Origin of the sequence: Motiliproteus sediminis, from assembly GCF_017912535.1 — a bacterium.
In the GTDB taxonomy this organism is placed as follows: Bacteria; Pseudomonadota; Gammaproteobacteria; order Pseudomonadales; family Balneatricaceae; genus Motiliproteus; species Motiliproteus sediminis.
The window spans coordinates 738,104-754,731 of record NZ_JAERQK010000001.1 but is presented as its reverse complement, the minus strand read 5'-3'; the positions used below and the strand labels follow the sequence as shown (position 1 = coordinate 754,731).

The 16,628-nt window shown below is 58.0% G+C and carries 15 protein-coding genes and 1 pseudogene; 13 read left to right on the top strand and 3 right to left on the bottom strand.

Annotated elements, in window-relative coordinates:
* Positions 1–340: 340 nt before the first annotated feature.
* The 10 genes and pseudogenes from JJQ76_RS18320 to JJQ76_RS03600 all read left to right on the top strand — a co-directional run.
* Positions 341–1,834: pseudogene (locus JJQ76_RS18320) on the top strand (DNA translocase FtsK); the annotation flags it as partial.
* A 14-nt stretch (positions 1,835–1,848) separates the two neighbouring features.
* Positions 1,849–2,469, top strand: coding sequence for an outer membrane lipoprotein periplasmic chaperone LolA (gene lolA / locus JJQ76_RS03640; protein ID WP_210395298.1), 621 nt, complete (start codon positions 1,849–1,851; stop codon positions 2,467–2,469).
* On the top strand, positions 2,466–3,818 hold the full coding sequence (locus JJQ76_RS03635) for a replication-associated recombination protein A (protein WP_281411934.1): 1,353 nt from the start codon (positions 2,466–2,468) through the stop codon (positions 3,816–3,818). The genes lolA and JJQ76_RS03635 overlap by 4 nt, the downstream gene beginning before the upstream one ends.
* A gap of 1 nt (position 3,819) precedes the next feature.
* On the top strand, positions 3,820–4,197 hold the full coding sequence (gene crcB / locus JJQ76_RS03630) for a fluoride efflux transporter CrcB (RefSeq protein WP_210395297.1): 378 nt from the start codon (positions 3,820–3,822) through the stop codon (positions 4,195–4,197).
* A gap of 32 nt (positions 4,198–4,229) precedes the next feature.
* The gene (serS, locus tag JJQ76_RS03625; protein ID WP_210395296.1) at positions 4,230–5,507 is read left to right on the top strand and encodes a serine--tRNA ligase; all 1,278 of its coding nucleotides are present in this window, start codon (positions 4,230–4,232) and stop codon (positions 5,505–5,507) included.
* Positions 5,508–5,654: 147 nt separating this feature from the next.
* Entirely contained in the window at positions 5,655–6,482 is an 828-nt protein-coding gene (locus JJQ76_RS03620) for a tetratricopeptide repeat protein (RefSeq protein ID WP_210395295.1), read from the top strand.
* A 146-nt stretch (positions 6,483–6,628) separates the two neighbouring features.
* Positions 6,629–7,381 (top strand): DUF4350 domain-containing protein, encoded by a 753-nt coding sequence (locus JJQ76_RS03615; RefSeq protein WP_210395294.1) that lies wholly within the window; start codon positions 6,629–6,631, stop codon positions 7,379–7,381.
* Between the two features lie 28 nt (positions 7,382–7,409).
* Positions 7,410–8,090, top strand: coding sequence for a cache domain-containing protein (locus JJQ76_RS03610; RefSeq protein ID WP_210395293.1), 681 nt, complete (start codon positions 7,410–7,412; stop codon positions 8,088–8,090).
* A complete protein-coding gene (locus tag JJQ76_RS03605; RefSeq protein WP_210395292.1) occupies positions 8,050–8,913 on the top strand; it encodes an ATP adenylyltransferase family protein in 864 nt (287 codons plus the stop codon). The genes JJQ76_RS03610 and JJQ76_RS03605 overlap by 41 nt, the downstream gene beginning before the upstream one ends.
* A gap of 67 nt (positions 8,914–8,980) precedes the next feature.
* The gene (locus JJQ76_RS03600) at positions 8,981–9,397 is read left to right on the top strand and encodes a PilZ domain-containing protein (RefSeq protein ID WP_210395291.1); all 417 of its coding nucleotides are present in this window, start codon (positions 8,981–8,983) and stop codon (positions 9,395–9,397) included.
* Here JJQ76_RS03600 and JJQ76_RS03595 read toward each other — a convergent pair.
* Positions 9,394–10,560, bottom strand: coding sequence for a cation:proton antiporter domain-containing protein (locus JJQ76_RS03595; RefSeq protein WP_210395290.1), 1,167 nt, complete (start codon positions 10,558–10,560; stop codon positions 9,394–9,396). The genes JJQ76_RS03600 and JJQ76_RS03595 overlap by 4 nt on opposite strands.
* Positions 10,561–10,652: 92 nt before the next feature.
* Positions 10,653–11,987, bottom strand: coding sequence for an MATE family efflux transporter (locus JJQ76_RS03590; RefSeq protein WP_246480035.1), 1,335 nt, complete (start codon positions 11,985–11,987; stop codon positions 10,653–10,655).
* 163 nt (positions 11,988–12,150) lie between these two features.
* Between JJQ76_RS03590 and nfuA the strand changes: the two genes are divergently transcribed.
* Positions 12,151–12,753 carry a Fe-S biogenesis protein NfuA gene (gene nfuA, locus JJQ76_RS03585; RefSeq protein WP_210395289.1) on the top strand — a complete coding sequence of 201 codons (603 nt, stop codon included), beginning with the start codon at positions 12,151–12,153 and terminating at the stop codon, positions 12,751–12,753.
* A 50-nt stretch (positions 12,754–12,803) separates the two neighbouring features.
* Here nfuA and JJQ76_RS03580 read toward each other — a convergent pair whose 3' ends face one another.
* Complete coding sequence (locus JJQ76_RS03580; RefSeq protein ID WP_210395288.1) at positions 12,804–13,877, bottom strand: 3-deoxy-7-phosphoheptulonate synthase; 1,074 nt, start codon at positions 13,875–13,877, stop codon at positions 12,804–12,806.
* A 283-nt stretch (positions 13,878–14,160) separates the two neighbouring features.
* Between JJQ76_RS03580 and JJQ76_RS03575 the strand changes: the two genes are divergently transcribed.
* Together JJQ76_RS03575 and dsbD are read left to right on the top strand one after the other, a co-directional pair.
* Positions 14,161–14,736, top strand: coding sequence for a TIGR04211 family SH3 domain-containing protein (locus JJQ76_RS03575; RefSeq protein ID WP_210395287.1), 576 nt, complete (start codon positions 14,161–14,163; stop codon positions 14,734–14,736).
* A gap of 64 nt (positions 14,737–14,800) precedes the next feature.
* Positions 14,801–16,624, top strand: coding sequence for a protein-disulfide reductase DsbD (gene dsbD, locus JJQ76_RS03570; RefSeq protein ID WP_210395286.1), 1,824 nt, complete (start codon positions 14,801–14,803; stop codon positions 16,622–16,624).
* The last annotated feature ends 4 nt before the right edge of the window (positions 16,625–16,628 follow it).

The window sequence follows — 16,628 nt, the reverse complement described above, 5'->3', positions numbered from 1 at the left end:
GGAACTGAAGCGCCTCGCTTTGCCCGGATTGAAAGTGTCGGAGGCCCGTGCAGAGCCGGGTCTCGAGCAGTTGGATGCCGTGGCAGAGTTCGATGATGAACCGCCCTTCGTACTCGATGGCGATGCGGCATCTGTGTCGCCAGAGCCCGCGCAATCCGCCCCGCCCGGCGAGTCGGTGTCGCCCGGTGAATTCGCCGGGGGCAAAGACGTCCATCGTCATCTTAAAATTGTGCCCCTGTCCGAAACCCATCAGACGCGCCTCGATAATGAGTTTGATGCGGATGAGGGCGATGCCAAAGCGGCACCTAAGCCCTATCGGAGTGATAAGCAGATGCCGAGGCTGGCACTGCTTGATCCTCCTGAAGCGATCAAATCGCAAGGGTACAGCTCCGAACAGCTGGAAGATATGTCGCGGTTGCTGGAAGAGAAGCTACGTGACTTTGGTGTTGTGGCGGAAGTGGTTGAGGTTAATCCCGGTCCGGTAATTACCCGCTTCGAGATCCAGCCGGCGCCCGGCACCAAGGTCAGCAAAATCTCTAATCTGGCCAAGGATTTGGCTCGATCAATGGCGGTACTCAGCGTTCGTGTGGTCGAAGTGATCGCCGGTAAGTCGGTAGTGGGAATCGAGATTCCCAACGAGAACCGTGAAACGGTGCGTTTGAGCGAAGTGCTGGGCTCCAGCGCCTATGACAAGGCCAACTCCAGGCTGAGTTTGGGGTTGGGTAATGATATTGCCGGTAATCCGGTGGTGGTGAATCTGGCCAAAATGCCCCACTTGCTGGTGGCGGGCACGACCGGTTCGGGTAAGTCGGTCGGCGTTAACGCCATGCTCCTCAGTCTGCTGTTCAAGGCGACGCCAGACGAGGTGCGTTTGATGATGGTCGATCCCAAGATGCTGGAGTTGTCGATCTATGACGGCATTCCCCATCTGCTGACACCGGTCATCACCGATATGAAGGAAGCCGCCACCGGGCTGCGTTGGTGCGTCGCGGAAATGGAGCGGCGCTATCGCCTGATGGCGAAACTTGGGGTGCGTAATCTGGCCGGATTCAATGACAAGGTCAAAGCCGCTGAGGCTGCCGGCGAGCCGATACTTGATCCACTGTGGAATCCTGCAGAGGAAGGCTTTGAAGAGGGGACTGCGGCACCGCCATTGCAGACCTTGCCCTACATCGTGGTGGTGATCGACGAGTTTGCTGACATGATGATGATCGTTGGCAAAAAGGTCGAAGAGCTGATCGCGCGTATCGCCCAAAAGGCACGTGCGGCGGGAATCCATCTGATACTCGCGACCCAGCGCCCGTCGGTCGATGTGATTACCGGTTTGATCAAGGCTAACGTGCCTACCCGGATTGCCTTCCAGGTGTCGTCCAAGATTGACTCGCGCACCATTCTGGATCAGTCGGGAGCGGAAAACCTGCTTGGCTATGGCGATATGCTCTATCTACCTGCAGGCTCCAGCATGCCGGTCCGTGTGCACGGGGCATTCGTCGCCGATGACGAGGTGCATCGGGTCGTTAGTGAATGGAAGAAATGGGGGCCGGCGGAGTTTGTCGAAGAGATCCTGATGGAAAATGTCGATGCTGACTATACCAGCAGTGGCAGCGCCATCAGTGGCGGCTTTGAGGAGGATCAGGATGCGCTCTACGATGAAGCGGTAGCTTTCGTAATCCAGAGCCGTCGGGCATCCATATCGGCGGTTCAGCGCAAATTGAAGATTGGCTATAACCGTGCCGCACGGATGATTGAAACCATGGAGGCTGCGGGGGTGGTTAGTGAAGCTGCCCACAACGGCTCCCGCGAAGTATTGGTTCCGCCCTCGGTGGAAGCGTGACGACAGGACGAGCAATGAAACAGGTAATAACCGCGCTGGGACTGATGGTGGCACTGGTAATGAGCGCTACAGTCAGTGCGACGCCGGCGGACAACCTCAAGCGCCTTCTCGGGGGTATTGAATCGCTGCAGGGGCATTTTGATCAGATGGTGCTGGACAATAGCGGTACTCGCTTGCAACAAAGCAGCGGTGATATGGCGCTGCAGCGCCCGGGTTTGTTTCGCTGGCGCACCGACGAGCCCTTTCCGCAGCTGCTGGTCGCTGATGGTCAGTATTTATGGCTTTATGACGAAGATCTGGAGCAGGTCACCCGGCAGGATCTGGATAAGCGCCTCGACAGCACGCCGGCTCTACTCTTGAGTGGTGATCTAAGCCAACTGGAGCATACCTTTGCGATAGTCGGACCGGAGCAGGGGGGCGATGGTGTCTACCGGCTTAAGCCGATCGATCCTAACGCCATGTTTAGCGTGATGCGTATCGCCTTTACGGCCGGCGTGCCCCAAGAGATTCAGCTTGAAGACAACCTTGGCCAGCGCACCAGCGTGGCGTTTACCCAGCTCGACGTGAATCCCGAGCTGGAGGCCGGGCGGTTCCGCTTCATACCGCCGCAAGGCGCTGACCTGATCATCGAATGATGGGGCAGGACCTGTTTGGCGAGGCGCCGCAACCCTACCAGCCACTAGCGGCGCGCATGCGCCCGCGGACGCTGGATGAGTACGCCGGTCAGGATCACATTCTTGGCCATGGCAAGGCGCTGCGTGGAGCCATTGAGCAAGGGATGCCCCATTCCATGGTGCTGTGGGGCCCGCCGGGGGTGGGTAAAACCACGCTGGCGCGATTGATAGCCGACCTTACCGATGCCCACTTTGAGAGCGTGTCCGCGGTATTGTCCGGGGTCAAGGATATTCGTGCGGCGGTTGATCGCGCGCGCATGCACCAGGGGGCGGGGCGAAAAACCGTACTGTTCGTGGACGAGGTTCACCGGTTTAACAAATCCCAGCAAGATGCCTTCCTGCCGTTTGTCGAAGATGGCACCCTCATCTTTATCGGCGCAACTACCGAAAACCCCTCGTTCGAACTCAATCGGGCCCTGCTGAGTCGGGCGCGGGTGTATCTGCTGCGTCCGCTGGAGGAGCCCGTGCTGTTGGATCTGGTTCGACGCGCGCTGAGCGATCGCTCGCGCGGGTTGGGAGAGCGGGCGTTACGGATCAGCGAAGAGAGCCTGCTGGCGCTGGCCCGTGCTGCTGATGGCGACGGGCGACGCGCGCTAAATCTGCTGGAAGTGGCGGCTGATCTTGCCCGGCGCGAGGCTGATAGCGAGGTGATCGACCAGGAGGTGCTGGCTGAAGTGCTGCAAGCGTCGGCACGGCAGTTCGATAAGCAGGGTGATATTTTTTACGACCAGATCTCGGCGTTCCACAAGTCGGTACGGGGGTCGTCGCCGGATGGTGCGTTGTACTGGTTTGCGCGCATGCTGGATGCAGGAGGCGATCCTCTCTATGTGGCCCGGCGGCTGTTGGCGATCGCTTCTGAAGATATCGGCAATGCAGACCCGCGGGCGATGCAGGTGGCACTTAATGCCTGGGACGCCTTCGAACGGCTGGGCCCCGCCGAAGGCGAGCGTGCCATCGCCCAGGCTGCCGTATACTGCGCTTGCGCGCCCAAGAGCAACGCCCTCTATCGCGCTTTCAACCAGGTTCGCCAGGACGTTGCCGCCGACCCCAGCTATGAGGTGCCGGCACATCTTCGCAACGCGCCGACGGCGCTGATGAAAGAACTGGGCTACGGCGCGGAGTATCGGTATGCCCATGACGAGCCGGATGCGTATGCGGCCGGCGAGGTTTATCTGCCCCCGGCGATTGCTGAGCGGCGCTATTACCAGCCGGTTGAGCGCGGGTTGGAAATTCGCATTGCCGACAAGCTGGCGCGGCTTAGAGCTGCTGATAGTGAAAGTGCATACAAGCGTTACGACAACGGGGACTGATATGTTACAGCTGCTGTTTATTGCCCTGGGTGGTGCGGTTGGGGCGCTGGGGCGCTTTTGGGTCGGCAGTGTGCTGATTCGTAATCCGGATCACGTGATCCCCCTCGGAACCCTTACGGTTAACGTGCTAGGGTCCGCGCTGATGGGGGTGTGCTATGTGCTCATTCTGGAAAAGGCGCAGCTGCCCCCGGAGATGAGGCCGCTGTTGATGGTCGGTTTTCTTGGTGCCTTTACAACCTTCTCGACCTTCTCGCTCGAAACCCTGACGATGATCCAGCAAGGGCATATGCTCGCAGCTGTTATTTATATATCATTGAGCGTCATTTGTTGCGTTGCGGCAGCTGCTGCGGGCTGTGCGCTGACTCGCGCTGTTTTCTGAACTGATACTTCGAAAAAGGTTAAGCCTCCACGATGTTAGATCCCAAACTTCTCCGTACCGATATTCAAGCCGTTGCCCAGCAGTTGCGCAAAAAAGGTTATGAGTTGGATATATCCCGTTTTAACGAACTGGAGGAGTCACGCCGCACGCTGCAGTCTCGCACCGAGGAATTACAGGGGCGGCGCAAAAAGCAAGCCGCCAAGATCGGAATGGCGGCCAAGGCGGGAGAGGATATTGCGCCGCTGAAAGCCGAAGGCGAACGCATCAAGGAGGAGCTGGATGCGCTGAGCGGCGAATACGCCCAAGTACAGTCAGCTTTGGACCAGTTGTTGCTGGAGGTGCCGAATCTGCCCGACCGCTCTGTCCCGGAGGGAACCAGCGAAGACGACAATGAAGAGATCCGCCGCTGGGGTGAACCTGCTGCCTTCGATTTTGAACCTAAAGACCACGTCGATCTGGGCGCCGCCCTGGGGGGCCTGGACTTCGAGACAGCCGCCAAGATCACCGGTTCGCGTTTTGCCGTCATGCGCGGGCCGATGGCCCGGCTGCACCGGGCCTTGATCCAGTTGATGCTGGATATGCAAACCCAAGAGCATGGTTACGAGGAGGTTTACGTACCTTATCTGGTCAACGCCGATAGCCTGAAGGGTACCGGCCAGTTACCCAAGTTCGAAGAAGACCTGTTCAAGGTGCCCGGGGAGAAAGATTTTTATCTGATTCCCACTGCGGAAGTGCCGGTAACCAATATCGGGCGTGACATGATCTTTGACAGTGCGGTTCTGCCGCTCAAGTTTACCGCCCATACGCCCTGCTTTCGCAGCGAGGCGGGGAGCTACGGGCGTGATACCCGCGGTATGATTCGCCAGCACCAGTTCGAAAAAGTAGAGATGGTTCAGCTGGTGGAGCCTGCCAACTCTTTTGAGGCGTTGGAGCAGTTGACGGGACATGCAGAAAATATTTTGCAGCGCCTGGGGCTGCCGTACCGGGTGGTGACCCTGTGTGGTGGTGATCTGGGCTTCTCTGCCGTCAAGACCTACGACCTTGAAGTGTGGTTGCCGGGGCAGGCGAAATATCGTGAAATCTCGTCGTGCAGTAACATGGGGGACTTTCAGGCAAGGCGGCTGCAGGCGCGCTGGCGTAACCCAGCAACCGGTAAGCCGGAACTGCTACATACCCTCAATGGTTCCGGGTTGGCCGTCGGCCGAACCCTGGTGGCTATTCTCGAAAATTACCAGCAGGCTGATGGCAGCGTACGTATTCCGGAGGCCCTGATTCCCTACATGGGCGGCGTTGAAACTCTTACACTCTGATTGAAATCAAAGGCTTGATATATCAGGTGGTAAAGTATCAGCTGCTGACGTAGTTTAAAGGCAACGACCATCTTCGGGTGTCTTCACCGCCGGGGGCATGTGGGCTAGACTGCTACTGTCCCCCTCACGACGCAAAGGGAATGCTGGATGAAAAAGATCGCCCCGTTAATTATGCTCATGCTGCTAAGTGGGGGCGTTCGGGCCGACTTTTATGAAGGGCTGGAGGCGTACCAGCGGGGCGACCATTTGACCGCACTCAAAGCATGGCGGTCACTGGCGATCCAGGGTAACGCCAGCGCCCAGTACGATCTGGCTCTGGTGTATCTCTCCGGGCAGGGGCTCGAGATCGATCCGGTCAAAGCGGCTTACTGGCTGCGTAAATCCGCGGCACAAAAACTACCCCGGGCCCAGGCGATGCTGGGCACTCTGCATGAGCAAGGACTGGGGGTGGCGCAAAACTACCTGACCGCGGCGTCTCTCTATCATCAGGCGGCGCAAGAGGGCGACCCGCTGGGCCAGTATCGCCTGGGCATTCTCTATAAAGATGGCAAAGGCGTGTCTAGGGACGCGTCACAGGCAGTGCTGTGGTTACGTCATGCTGCTGAGCGTGGCCTGGCACCAGCGCAGCATCAGCTTGGTGTGATGTATTACAACGGCATTGGGGTTCCGCGGCGCTTTCGTGAAGCGTTGAAGTGGCATACCAAAGCGGCCGAGCAGGGCAATCTCAACGCGATTATTACTCTGGGTTTGATGTACTTCAAAGGCGAAGGGGTCGACAAGAACTACGAAGAGGCCTACAGCTGGTGGAGCGCTGCGGTATCTGCGGGTGATGAACAGTCCGCTAAGGCGCGCGATGCGGTGGCGGCAATGCTGTCCGCTGCCCAGCTGGAGAACGCCAAGCGGATGGCTGACGCCAAGCTCACCCGTATCTTCCTGCAACCCGGCGACAGCTCCGACGGTAAGCCCAACAGCTAGGCTCCGCGATAGCTCGGGCTGTCCGTCAGGCATCATTTCCGGCAGTTTTGTGCGCCGGATCAACATTTCCCTCACCGCTGCTGTGCCTCAGTCTTGCGCCGTTGTTATGATCCCCCATTGAGTCTCATGACGGAGTTGAGTTAACGATGTGTCGGGTTGCCTTGCTGTTCTTGGTAGTTCTGTCCCCCTGGGCTAGCGCGGCCGCTGTGCTGTTCGATCAGGGCCACGGTCAGCGCTTTGTGATCGAGCGCGAACAAGCGCTTGATCTGTCCCAGTTCGCGGCCCTTTGGCGCAGCGAGGGCTTCGATGTGCGCAGCGCAAGCGGACGTTTGACCCCGACAGTACTTGGCAGCGTTGATGCGCTGGTTATCTCCGGTGCCTTCAGCGACTATTCGGCCAGTGAACTATCTACCTTGTACGACTTTGTCGAAGCCGGCGGCACGCTGGTGATTAGCTTGCATGTGGGGCCGCTTAACGGAGCGCTGCTTAGCCACTTCGGTATTGGGGTTTCCAATGGCGTGGTGCTTGAGCGGCGTCAGCGGCTGAACCAAAACGGCAGCGATTTCACCGTCGCTGCGGTTGCCCGGCACCCGCTCACTGAGCAGTTGGATCGCATCGCGGTGTATGGGGCATGGGCCTTGAATCCGGGGAGGGAGGCGACGGTGCTATTCGCCACCAGTGACCTTGCCTGGATGGACCTTAACCGTAATCGTCGCTTCGATCAGGGCGAGCCTGAGTATCCTTATGCGATGGCTGCGGTACGCCCGTTAGGCCATGGCGCGGTGCTGGTGCTGGGCGATGATGCGGTGTTTCAAAACCGTTACTTGCGTGATGAGAACCAGCAACTGGCTCGCAATCTGGTTGCCTGGGTAAAGCTGCGCCTGGCAGCGGCGCAATGATCATGATTGGCAAGGAGAATAACCCTGTATGTTCATGAAGAGCTCCAGTAGTCGGCGGTTGCTAGTGCTCTGGTTGGCGCTGGCGGGCATTGGCGCAGTGATCTTGGTTGCAAGTCTGCAGCAGTTGCACCGCAGTTTGCTGGAGGAGCGCACCCGGGTGCTGGAGGATCGGGTCCGCGCGGCTTATCAGCAGGTCGATAATTTCCATCTATTGGCACTCAATGGTGATATAACCCGACAGCAGGCCCAGATAGCGGCGTTGTCGACCTTACGGCAGCTTCGCTACGCCGATGATGAGTATTTCTGGGTGCTTGATGATCGGGGAACGGTGTTGATGCACGCGGTGTTGCCTGATCTTGAAGGTGCGGCTCTGGCCGGTATTTCGGCTAATCTTGACGCGGCGGTGCAACCGGTGATGAGCGGCATGGGGCGCGGTTTCTTCGAATACCAGTGGCCACGGGTGGGTGATACGCTGGAGGTTGATAAAATCGGATTCTTGATACATTTTGATCCTTGGGGATGGGGTATCGCCAGCAGTGTTTACACTGATGACATCAATCAGGCGTTTTGGGATGAAGCCAATAATTTGATCCTGATCGGAGCGATATTATTGGCGGTGCTGATTATTTTCTGGTTCGGGTTCGAAAAGTCGCTGTTTATGGATATGAATGACTATCGGCGTTCTCGCGATCTGGCGGATGGGCGCTAACCCATCATCCGTCGATCTTTGGTCTCGCGCAGCGGCCGTCAGCCGTCAGGCTCTTGAGGCCGGTGCGCTGCTGCCGGTAGCCACGCGGTTATCGCGATGGCGCGAAAAAGGAGTCAGCTTTCAGCTGCGCTCGTTGTCTGCGCAACCGGCCAAACCAGTATCTCAGGCTTCAGGCAACAACCCTTTTCTTCCTTATGATCGGCAGCTGCTGGTGGGTGAGGTTGGTACTGCCCATCTGCTGCTATTGAACAAATTCCCGGTCGTGCCTGACCATTTGCTGTTGCTCACGCGGCAGTTTCAATCCCAGACTGCCGCGCTAACGGAAGCTGATTTCGTTGCGGCCAGCGAACTGCTGGCGTCGGCGGACGGGCTGCTGTTTTTCAATGCTGGGATCGCCGCCGGCGCTAGTCAGCCCCACCGTCATATGCAGCTGATACCTTCGCCTGCGCCGGATGTTGATGACGGCTTTCCGCTGGCACCGGGGCTGTTGGCGGGCGACCTCCCCTGGTTGAGTCTCTGCCGCCGTTTCGATGCCCTCCCGGATGCGAGGGCGCGAGGTAGGGGCTGGCACCGGTTCTATCGGGAGGCGCTGACCCTGTTGGGGCTCGGCCGGTCTGACCAAGATCCGCTGCAGCCCTACAATCTGCTGATCTGTAGGCGATTTATGGCGGTCATTCCGCGCAGCGTGGGCAGGGTCGACGGCTTTTCAGTCAACGCGCTGGGGTATGCCGGAATGATGTTGGTCAAGGATGAGACGGATGCCGAGCGCTTGCAGCAGCGGAGTATTACCAGTGTGCTCACAGCTTGCGGCGTGACTCGCTAAGCATCCGTAGGCAAAGTTCTACTAAGCTAACCTTGAGATCCGGTGTTGATTCAAAGGAACTGGAACAATGAGTCATCAGATCAGTCATCCGGCAGGAATTCCTATTAACTGCCGTTGTAGTGCCACCAGTACGGTGACTCCGGCTGCACTGCAGAATATCAGTGATGAAGAGCTCTGCTTTCAGTCGCCCACCCCCTTCGATCTTTGTGCTCGAGTGACGCTCAGTATTGACCTGTTTGACCCGCCGTTCCATGGCGAAGCCTGGGTGATCGGCTGCCATCCTGACGGAGACCGTTTTGAGGTTCGAGTGCGGTTGCTTGATCCTGATAAGGCGTTTGATCTGCGCATGGCTGAGCAGCTTTGCCACATCGAACACTACAAGCGTCAGCGGGCCCAGGAGTTAATGCAGCAGATCAACGACGATACCGCTGCTCGCGAGTGGATAGAGCGGTTTGCCGAATCTTTCTCCCGTCGCTCGGATTAGTCGCGTCTCAGGCGGTCCGTTACTGCGATGGGTGAGGGGTAGTTGAACACCACGATATAGGATGAGATCAGAAACGTCAGGATCGCCGTTGCCTGAATTACGTGCGATGCCTCTTCACCGATCATCATGTTAGCTGCCGCCAGATAAGCAATCAGTAGCGAAAATTCACTGATCTGTCCGAGACGGAACCCCACTTCCCATGCCAGTTCTCGCGTTTCGCTGATGCGCATTAGCAGCACGCGGAATACCAGCGGTTTGATCGCCAGCACCAGCAGCGCCAGAATGACCGAGGGCAGGATGATTTCGTCCAGCAGGCCCAGATTGAAGCTGGCACCGATGGAGAAGAAGAACAGGATCAGGAAAAAGTCCCGTAAGGGTTTTAGGCTTTCAGCAATGTATTGCGAAATGGGGCTGGTAGCCAACGCGACTCCGGCGGTGAACGCGCCAATTTCGGCCGATAAGCCGACGGCGGCGGCCGCTTCGGCCAAACCAAGGCACCAGCCGATGGCGACGAGAAATATATACTCGTGAAAACGGTCGAACTTCTGGATCAGCTTAAGGAGTACAAAACGGACGAACAGGAACGATGCCGCCACCAGCAGCGGCAGAGCGGCCAGGGTTTTGATATAGGTAAGGTAACTGCTATCGGCATCGCCGCTGCTGTACAGGGCGATCAGTACCAGGATTGCGATAACGTCTTGAAGCAGAAGGAGGCCGACCACCAGTTCTCCGGTATGCTTGTGGTGCAGGACCGTAGTCGGTAGCAACTTGATGCCGATGATCGTGCTGGAGAACATCACCGCTAAGCCGATGATGATACATTCGGTCTGGGTGAAGCCGAACGCCAGGCCGGTTCCGTACCCCAATGCGGCGAAGGCTATGGAGCTGAGAATAGCAACCAGGGTGGCCTTCTTGAGCATATGGACAAGATGACTGGGTTGCATATCCAAGCCCAGCAGAAACAGCAGGAAGATGATGCCGATCTCAGAGATGTCGGACAGCAGCCGGGTGTCCGTAATCATGGTCATCCCGTAAGGGCCGAGCAATGCTCCAAGCACGATGTACGCCACCAGCAACGGTTGGCGGGTGTACAGCGCCGCGGAGGCCACTATGGCGGCACCGGTGAAAATCAGGAAGAAGGAGAAAACCAGTGATTGGTCCATATCTGTTCAGTCCAGAGAAAACAGCAAAGTAGCCTAAGTCTAACGCACTCGCGGTATAAGCTCACGGCGCATTTGGCCAGCGCCGCCTCGGTTTACAGGGTGATGCGGGTCCAGCGCTGTCGCGACCAGAGCAATGAAAACACCACCGAGGACGCTGCGCGGTGGAGTAGCTGTACCATCCATATACCGAGCAAGCCGCCACCCAGATAGGGGCCGGCGAGCCAGGCCAGGGGTAGATAGAAACACCACTGGCCGATAGTGGTGACCAGCATGACGGTGCGGTTGGCCCCGGCGCCCAGCAACGCCTGGGTGAAGACGATAGCGGCGGTGTCTGCACAGATGGCGATGCAGGTGATCTGCAGCGGTACGACGGCAAGGGCGACCAGTGCCGGGTCATGCAGAAACAGCCCCAAAATCGCCTCCGGGAAAAACCACAGTGGCAAACTCAGGGTGACCAGTATGGCAAGCGCCACTTTGACGACATCCCAACCGAGCCTGGAGGCTTTGTCGGGGCGGTTTTCTCCCAGCGCGTGACTGACCAGAGTGGTTGCGGCCATACCCAGTCCCACTGCGGGTAGGATCAGCAGTAGAGCCAGATGAATCAGCACATGGGCCACCGCCAGTTCCTGGGTGCCGATGCGGGCGATGATCCACAGCAATACGGTAACGCTGGCGGCAAACATGAACTGCTGCAGTGAGTTGGGTATCGACAGGCGCAGCATACCGTGCAGGGTGTCACGGCTGGGCATGGACCGCAGAAAGCCGCGGCTGCGCGCCTGGCGTAGCGTTAACAGCGCATAGAGGGCGCTACCGGCATACAGGGCAATTGAGGTGCCAAGCCCGGCGCCGGGCGCGCCCAGTTCCGGGAGCCCGAAGGCGCCAAAAATCAGTCCGTAACTGATCGCTATGTTAAACAGGTGCATCATTACCAGTACACGCAGGTAGACCAGTGATTGGTTGATGCCATTCCAGTATCCGCGAAAGCAGACATTAAGACCCACAGCGAGTACCGCATACATGCGATAGTCAAAATAGGGGTCGGCGACCGACAGAACCTTCTGGTCGGTGCTGATCAGAGCGACGATGTGATGAGAAAACAGCAGTCCAAACAGGGTCAGGGGAAGGGCGATCAACAGAGCAATAACCAGGCCCCCGTTCAACGGGATCGCCTTTTCGCTCAGGCGCTGCTCACCATGGCGGCGCGCTACCATCGCCTGCACACCCGACGACAGACCAAGAATGAGCGCTACGACCATGAAGTTGGCATAGCCACCCACGCCGACGCCTGCGAGCGATTCTTCGCCTAGCCGGCCCACCATCGCGGTGTCGACCAGATTGAGCAGGCTTTGCGACAGCATGCCCCCGATGATCGGCAGCGCCAGCGAGAGGATAGCCTTAACGCGTTGTGTCGGCAGGTGAAAAAACAAGCTAGCTCGGTCTCGGTCGGTGATTTTTGCAGCTGGCCGGCCATTTTAACAGAATTGTCACCGGCAGCACGGGCGGATAATAATTGATCAAATTAGTAGGGTTCATTAACGCGCGCCTTTCGCATAGAATGGAGGCACTCTAACCGTCTGGGAATTCGATCTGATGGATACATTTTCTATTACCGTCACCGAAGGGGCTGAAGATTACCTCGCTGAGTTGCTGGCCAAGCAGGACGCAGAAGGCATCGGCGTACGAATGTTTGTCACCCAGCCTGGAACCCCTTACGCGGAAACCTGTCTGGCGTATTGCCGACCTGAGGAGATTCAGGAGGCTGATGCGGTGATGGAGTTGTCCAAGTTCAAGGTTTACCTCGAGCCTAACAGCCTGCCCTATCTGGAAGAGGCGGTGGTGGATTATGCTGCCGACCGGATGGGGGGGCAGCTGACCATCAAAGCGCCCAACTCCAAGGTGCCCAAAGTCAGTGCCGACAGTCCAATTGAGGAGCAGATCAACTATATCCTCTATAACGACATCAACCCGGGGCTGGCCTCTCATGGGGGGGAAGTCTCTTTGGTGGAGGTCTACAGCGATGAGCAGGGTGAGGTGGCCGTGTTGCGTTTTGGTGGTGGCTGCCAGGGCTGCAGTGCGGTGGATATCACCCTCAAGGATGGGGTTGAGAAGACGCTGATCGAACGGATACCGGGCTTGCACGCGGTCAAAGACGTGACCGACCACAGTGTGACCGATAACGCCTATTATCAGTAGCAGAGTTTAGCGCAGTAAAAAGGCTCCCGCGGGAGCCTTTTTTATGGCTGTTACCCCTGTCGCAGCGGTAACGCCGCTTTAAGCTTATCAGCCATTTGGCGCAAGCTGGTTTCGGTGGTTTCCCAGTCGATACAGGCATCGGTTACGGAAACACCGTACTGCAGTGCACTCAGGTCATCGGGGATCGATTGATTGCCCCAGTTGAGGTTGCTCTCGATCATCACCCCGACAATGGAGCGGTTGCCCTCCAGGATCTGGTTGGTGACGTTCTCCATTACCAGTGGCTGCAGGGCCGGATCCTTGTTGGAGTTGGCGTGGCTGCAGTCGATCATGATGTTGGTGCTGACACCGGCCTTGCTCAGGGCCTGCTCGGCGACAGACACGCTGACGGAGTCGTAGTTGGGCTTGCCGCCACCCCCACGCAGTACAATGTGACCGTACTGGTTCCCTGCGGTGCGAATGACTGAAACCTGGCCGTTGCCATTGATGCCGAGGAAGTTGTGGGAATGGGCTACCGACTGCAACGCGTTGATGGCGACAGTGAGACCACCATCGGTACCGTTTTTGAAGCCCACGGCGCACGACAGTCCGCTGGCCATTTCGCGGTGAGTCTGGGATTCGGTGGTGCGCGCGCCGATGGCGGACCAGGAGATCAGGTCCTGCATGTACTGGGGGGAGATCGGATCCAGAGCCTCGGTAGACAGCGGCAGCCCCAGATCGGCCAGATCGATCAACAGGCGACGTCCAATCTCCAGTCCTTTCTCGATCTCAAATGAGTCGTTCATGTGCGGGTCGTTGATCAAACCCTTCCAGCCAACGGTGGTGCGCGGCTTTTCGAAGTACACGCGCATGACAATGTAGACCGTGTCCTTGAGCTCGTCGGCCAGCTGTTTCAGCTTGCGGCCATAGTCCATGGCGGCATCGATATCGTGAATGGAGCAGGGGCCTACAACCGCGAATATGCGAGAGTCTTTGCCATCCAGAATGTCGCGAATAACACGGCGGCCTTCGAGAACTGATTCGCGTGCGGCATCGGTTAAAGGTACTTTTTGCTTCAATTCCTCGGGGGTAATGAGGATCTGTTGGGATTCGACGTTAAGATCGTCGACGCGAATGTCGGTCATGCTGTTTCCTACTCCAGTGCGGGTGTTATCACATTACCCATTAGCGGCACCGGCGCAGCCTGCTTGTGGGGGCGCTGTTGTTGCACTGCGGTGCCTCGATAAAACGAATGATCTTTCTACCACAGAAGGGCTGCCCGGGTCAGCCCGCCAGAGGGCTAAATAGACCCAAAGGGGGATGGTGGGACTTAATTACCGGTTCGCATTGATGGCAGGCTTTAATCGCTGTGAATCAGGCTGTTATAATCGCGAGTTTGGCGGTTTTATTATTTATTTGGTTGTTTGTATGCGTAACGTATTGATATTTATTAGTGCTTTTTTGTTTTCCGGGGTGTTGTGGGCAGCAACACCTTATCATGTCAGCGATGAGGTCGCGGTTGCCATGCACACCGGACCAAGCAATCAGTATCGCATTAAAGGGTGGGTGGTCAGCGGAACCATGCTCCAGTTGATCGAGCGCAATGCTGAAACCGGCTACCTCCATGTGCGCGACGAGGGCGGCCGCGATGGCTGGATCAAAGGCGATCATGTGGAGCAAGGGGTCAGCGTTAAAAAACGCCTGCCACTGTTGGAGCAGGAGCTGGCAACCAGTCGCCAGCAGGTTGAGGAGCAGAGCGCTCAGCTTGCCGAACTGAGCGAGCGTCTGGGCAACAGTAACGAGAGTCGTGCCCAGGCGGTGACCGAAATGACACAGCTGCAGAACGAGATAGACCGCCTGAAGGCGGAAATAGCCGCCATGGACGAGACCAACCTGATGGGGTGGTTCGTTCGTGGAGGTGCCGTGGCGCTGGGTGGCTTGATCGTCGGCCTGATCGTACCTCACCTGCCCAAGCGTCGCCGGCGCTCGGACGACTGGTTCTAATGCTGCAACTTTTGTCGGCTCGGGGCGTCCATTGAAAGGACGCTCTTCTGACCAAGGATTCACTTTGAAACGACTATACCTACTGCTGACGTTGCTTTGTACCCTGGCTGCGTCGTCGCTTGCTGGCGCCTCGTTGCTGGATCGTTTGTCCGGCAGTCAGGATGGCCCGCTCGATGTTGACCAGGCCTACATCTTTAGCGGGGTCGAAGAGGCACCGGGGCGTTATCGTCTGCACTGGGCTATTGAAGACGGTTATTACCTCTATCGGGACAAAGTCAAACTGCTCACCCCTGAAGGCGTCGCGCTGGCAGAGATGCGGGCGGCACCTGCCGAGCAGAAAGACGATCCGTTGTTTGGTCAGGTCTGGGTGTACTACCACGAAGCGGTGGTTGAAGCACGGTTTGAGGCCGCAGGGGGCGTGCCCGACGGTGCGGCGCTGGTGGTTGAGTATCAAGGTTGTTGGGAAGGTGGGATCTGCTACCCGCCGGTGCGCAAAACGCTCGAGTTGGGTGCTGTTCCCGTGGAGGCGGCGCAGTTCCAGAACTCTGTCGCGGAGGCTGCTTCGGTTGGCAATCAGGGGTTCTCGCTCACCGATCAGGCGCGCTTCAGCGATGCATTGGCAGGCGGAGGCCTTTGGGTCACGCTCGGGCTGTTTTTTGTTGCCGGTTTGGCGCTTGCTTTTACCCCTTGTGTGCTGCCCATGATTCCCATTCTGGCCAGTGTTATTGCCGGGCAGGGCGCGCAGGTCACCCCTCGGCGCTCTTTTGTGCTGGCGCTGGTCTACGTGTTGGCGATGAGTCTGACCTATACGCTGGCGGGGGTGTTTGCCGGGGTCTTTGGTGAGAATCTGCAGGCTGCGCTGCAAACGCCCTGGGTGATCGTGCTGTTCGCGCTGGTGTTTGTGCTGCTGTCGGGCGCGATGTTCGGTTTCTACCAGCTGCAGGTGCCGCAGTCTGTCCAGAATCGGTTGAATCGACTCAGTCGTTCGCAGCAGGGTGGTCAGCTTTCCGGTGTCGCGGTGATGGGGTTTCTGTCTGCGTTGATTGTGGGGCCCTGCGTCGCCGCGCCGCTGGCGGGCGCGCTGATCTATATCGGTCAGAGTGGCGATCCTTTGCTCGGTGGAGCTGCGCTCTTTGCTCTCAGTCTGGGGATGGGGGTGCCGCTGCTGCTGGTGGGCGCGTCGGCAGGGAGTCTGCTTCCTCGGGCCGGTGGCTGGATGAATCAGGTGAAAAATGGCTTTGGTGTGGTCTTGCTGTTGATGGCGGTCTGGATGCTGGATCGTATCGTCGCCACCGAGATCACCATGCTGCTGACCGGTGTGATTCTGGTGGTAACGGCTTGCTACCTCCATGCGCTGGACGGTCTGCCCGCTGATGCTTCGGGTTGGTATCGCCTCGGCAAGGGGGTGGGGCTGCTGATGTTGATCTATGGCGGCGCGCTGCTGGTGGGTGTGGCTGCCGGCAATCGCAGCATGTTGTATCCGCTGCAGGGCGTTGGTGTCGCGGTCAATGGTGAGCGAGCTTCGCCTGAACTGGAGTTCGCAACGGTGACCTCAATGGAGGGGTTGCAGCCGTTGCTAGAGCAGGCGCGAACTGATAGTCGGCCGGTAATGCTCGACTTCTATGCCGATTGGTGCGTTTCCTGTAAAGAGTTGGAAGCGTTCACCTTTGCCGATGCGGACGTGCAGAAGCAGTTGCAGCGGTTCGAACTGGTGCGTGTGGATGTCACCGCCCACGATGACGCTGCCAAGGCGCTCTACAAGCGGTTTAATATCATCGGTCCGCCTGCGCTGATCTTTTTTGATAGTGCGGGAGAAGAGCTGCTGTCGAAGATGGTCATCGGGGTGCCGGGAACGCGGCAGTTTGCCGGGCATCTGGCGGAGATCTGAACCG

Coding starts and splice junctions, on each gene's coding strand:
- lolA (WP_210395298.1), top strand. CDS start 1,849: ATGAAACAGGTAATAACCGCGCTGGGACTGATGGTGGCACTGGTAATG.
- JJQ76_RS03610 (WP_210395293.1), top strand. CDS start 7,410: ATGTTCATGAAGAGCTCCAGTAGTCGGCGGTTGCTAGTGCTCTGGTTG.
- JJQ76_RS03580 (WP_210395288.1), bottom strand. CDS start 13,877: ATGACCGACATTCGCGTCGACGATCTTAACGTCGAATCCCAACAGATC.
- JJQ76_RS03575 (WP_210395287.1), top strand. CDS start 14,161: ATGCGTAACGTATTGATATTTATTAGTGCTTTTTTGTTTTCCGGGGTG.
- JJQ76_RS03635 (WP_281411934.1), top strand. CDS start 2,466: ATGATGGGGCAGGACCTGTTTGGCGAGGCGCCGCAACCCTACCAGCCA.
- JJQ76_RS03615 (WP_210395294.1), top strand. CDS start 6,629: ATGTGTCGGGTTGCCTTGCTGTTCTTGGTAGTTCTGTCCCCCTGGGCT.
- JJQ76_RS03620 (WP_210395295.1), top strand. CDS start 5,655: ATGAAAAAGATCGCCCCGTTAATTATGCTCATGCTGCTAAGTGGGGGC.
- JJQ76_RS03600 (WP_210395291.1), top strand. CDS start 8,981: ATGAGTCATCAGATCAGTCATCCGGCAGGAATTCCTATTAACTGCCGT.
- crcB (WP_210395297.1), top strand. CDS start 3,820: ATGTTACAGCTGCTGTTTATTGCCCTGGGTGGTGCGGTTGGGGCGCTG.
- JJQ76_RS03595 (WP_210395290.1), bottom strand. CDS start 10,560: ATGGACCAATCACTGGTTTTCTCCTTCTTCCTGATTTTCACCGGTGCC.
- nfuA (WP_210395289.1), top strand. CDS start 12,151: ATGGATACATTTTCTATTACCGTCACCGAAGGGGCTGAAGATTACCTC.
- JJQ76_RS03605 (WP_210395292.1), top strand. CDS start 8,050: ATGACTATCGGCGTTCTCGCGATCTGGCGGATGGGCGCTAACCCATCA.
- serS (WP_210395296.1), top strand. CDS start 4,230: ATGTTAGATCCCAAACTTCTCCGTACCGATATTCAAGCCGTTGCCCAG.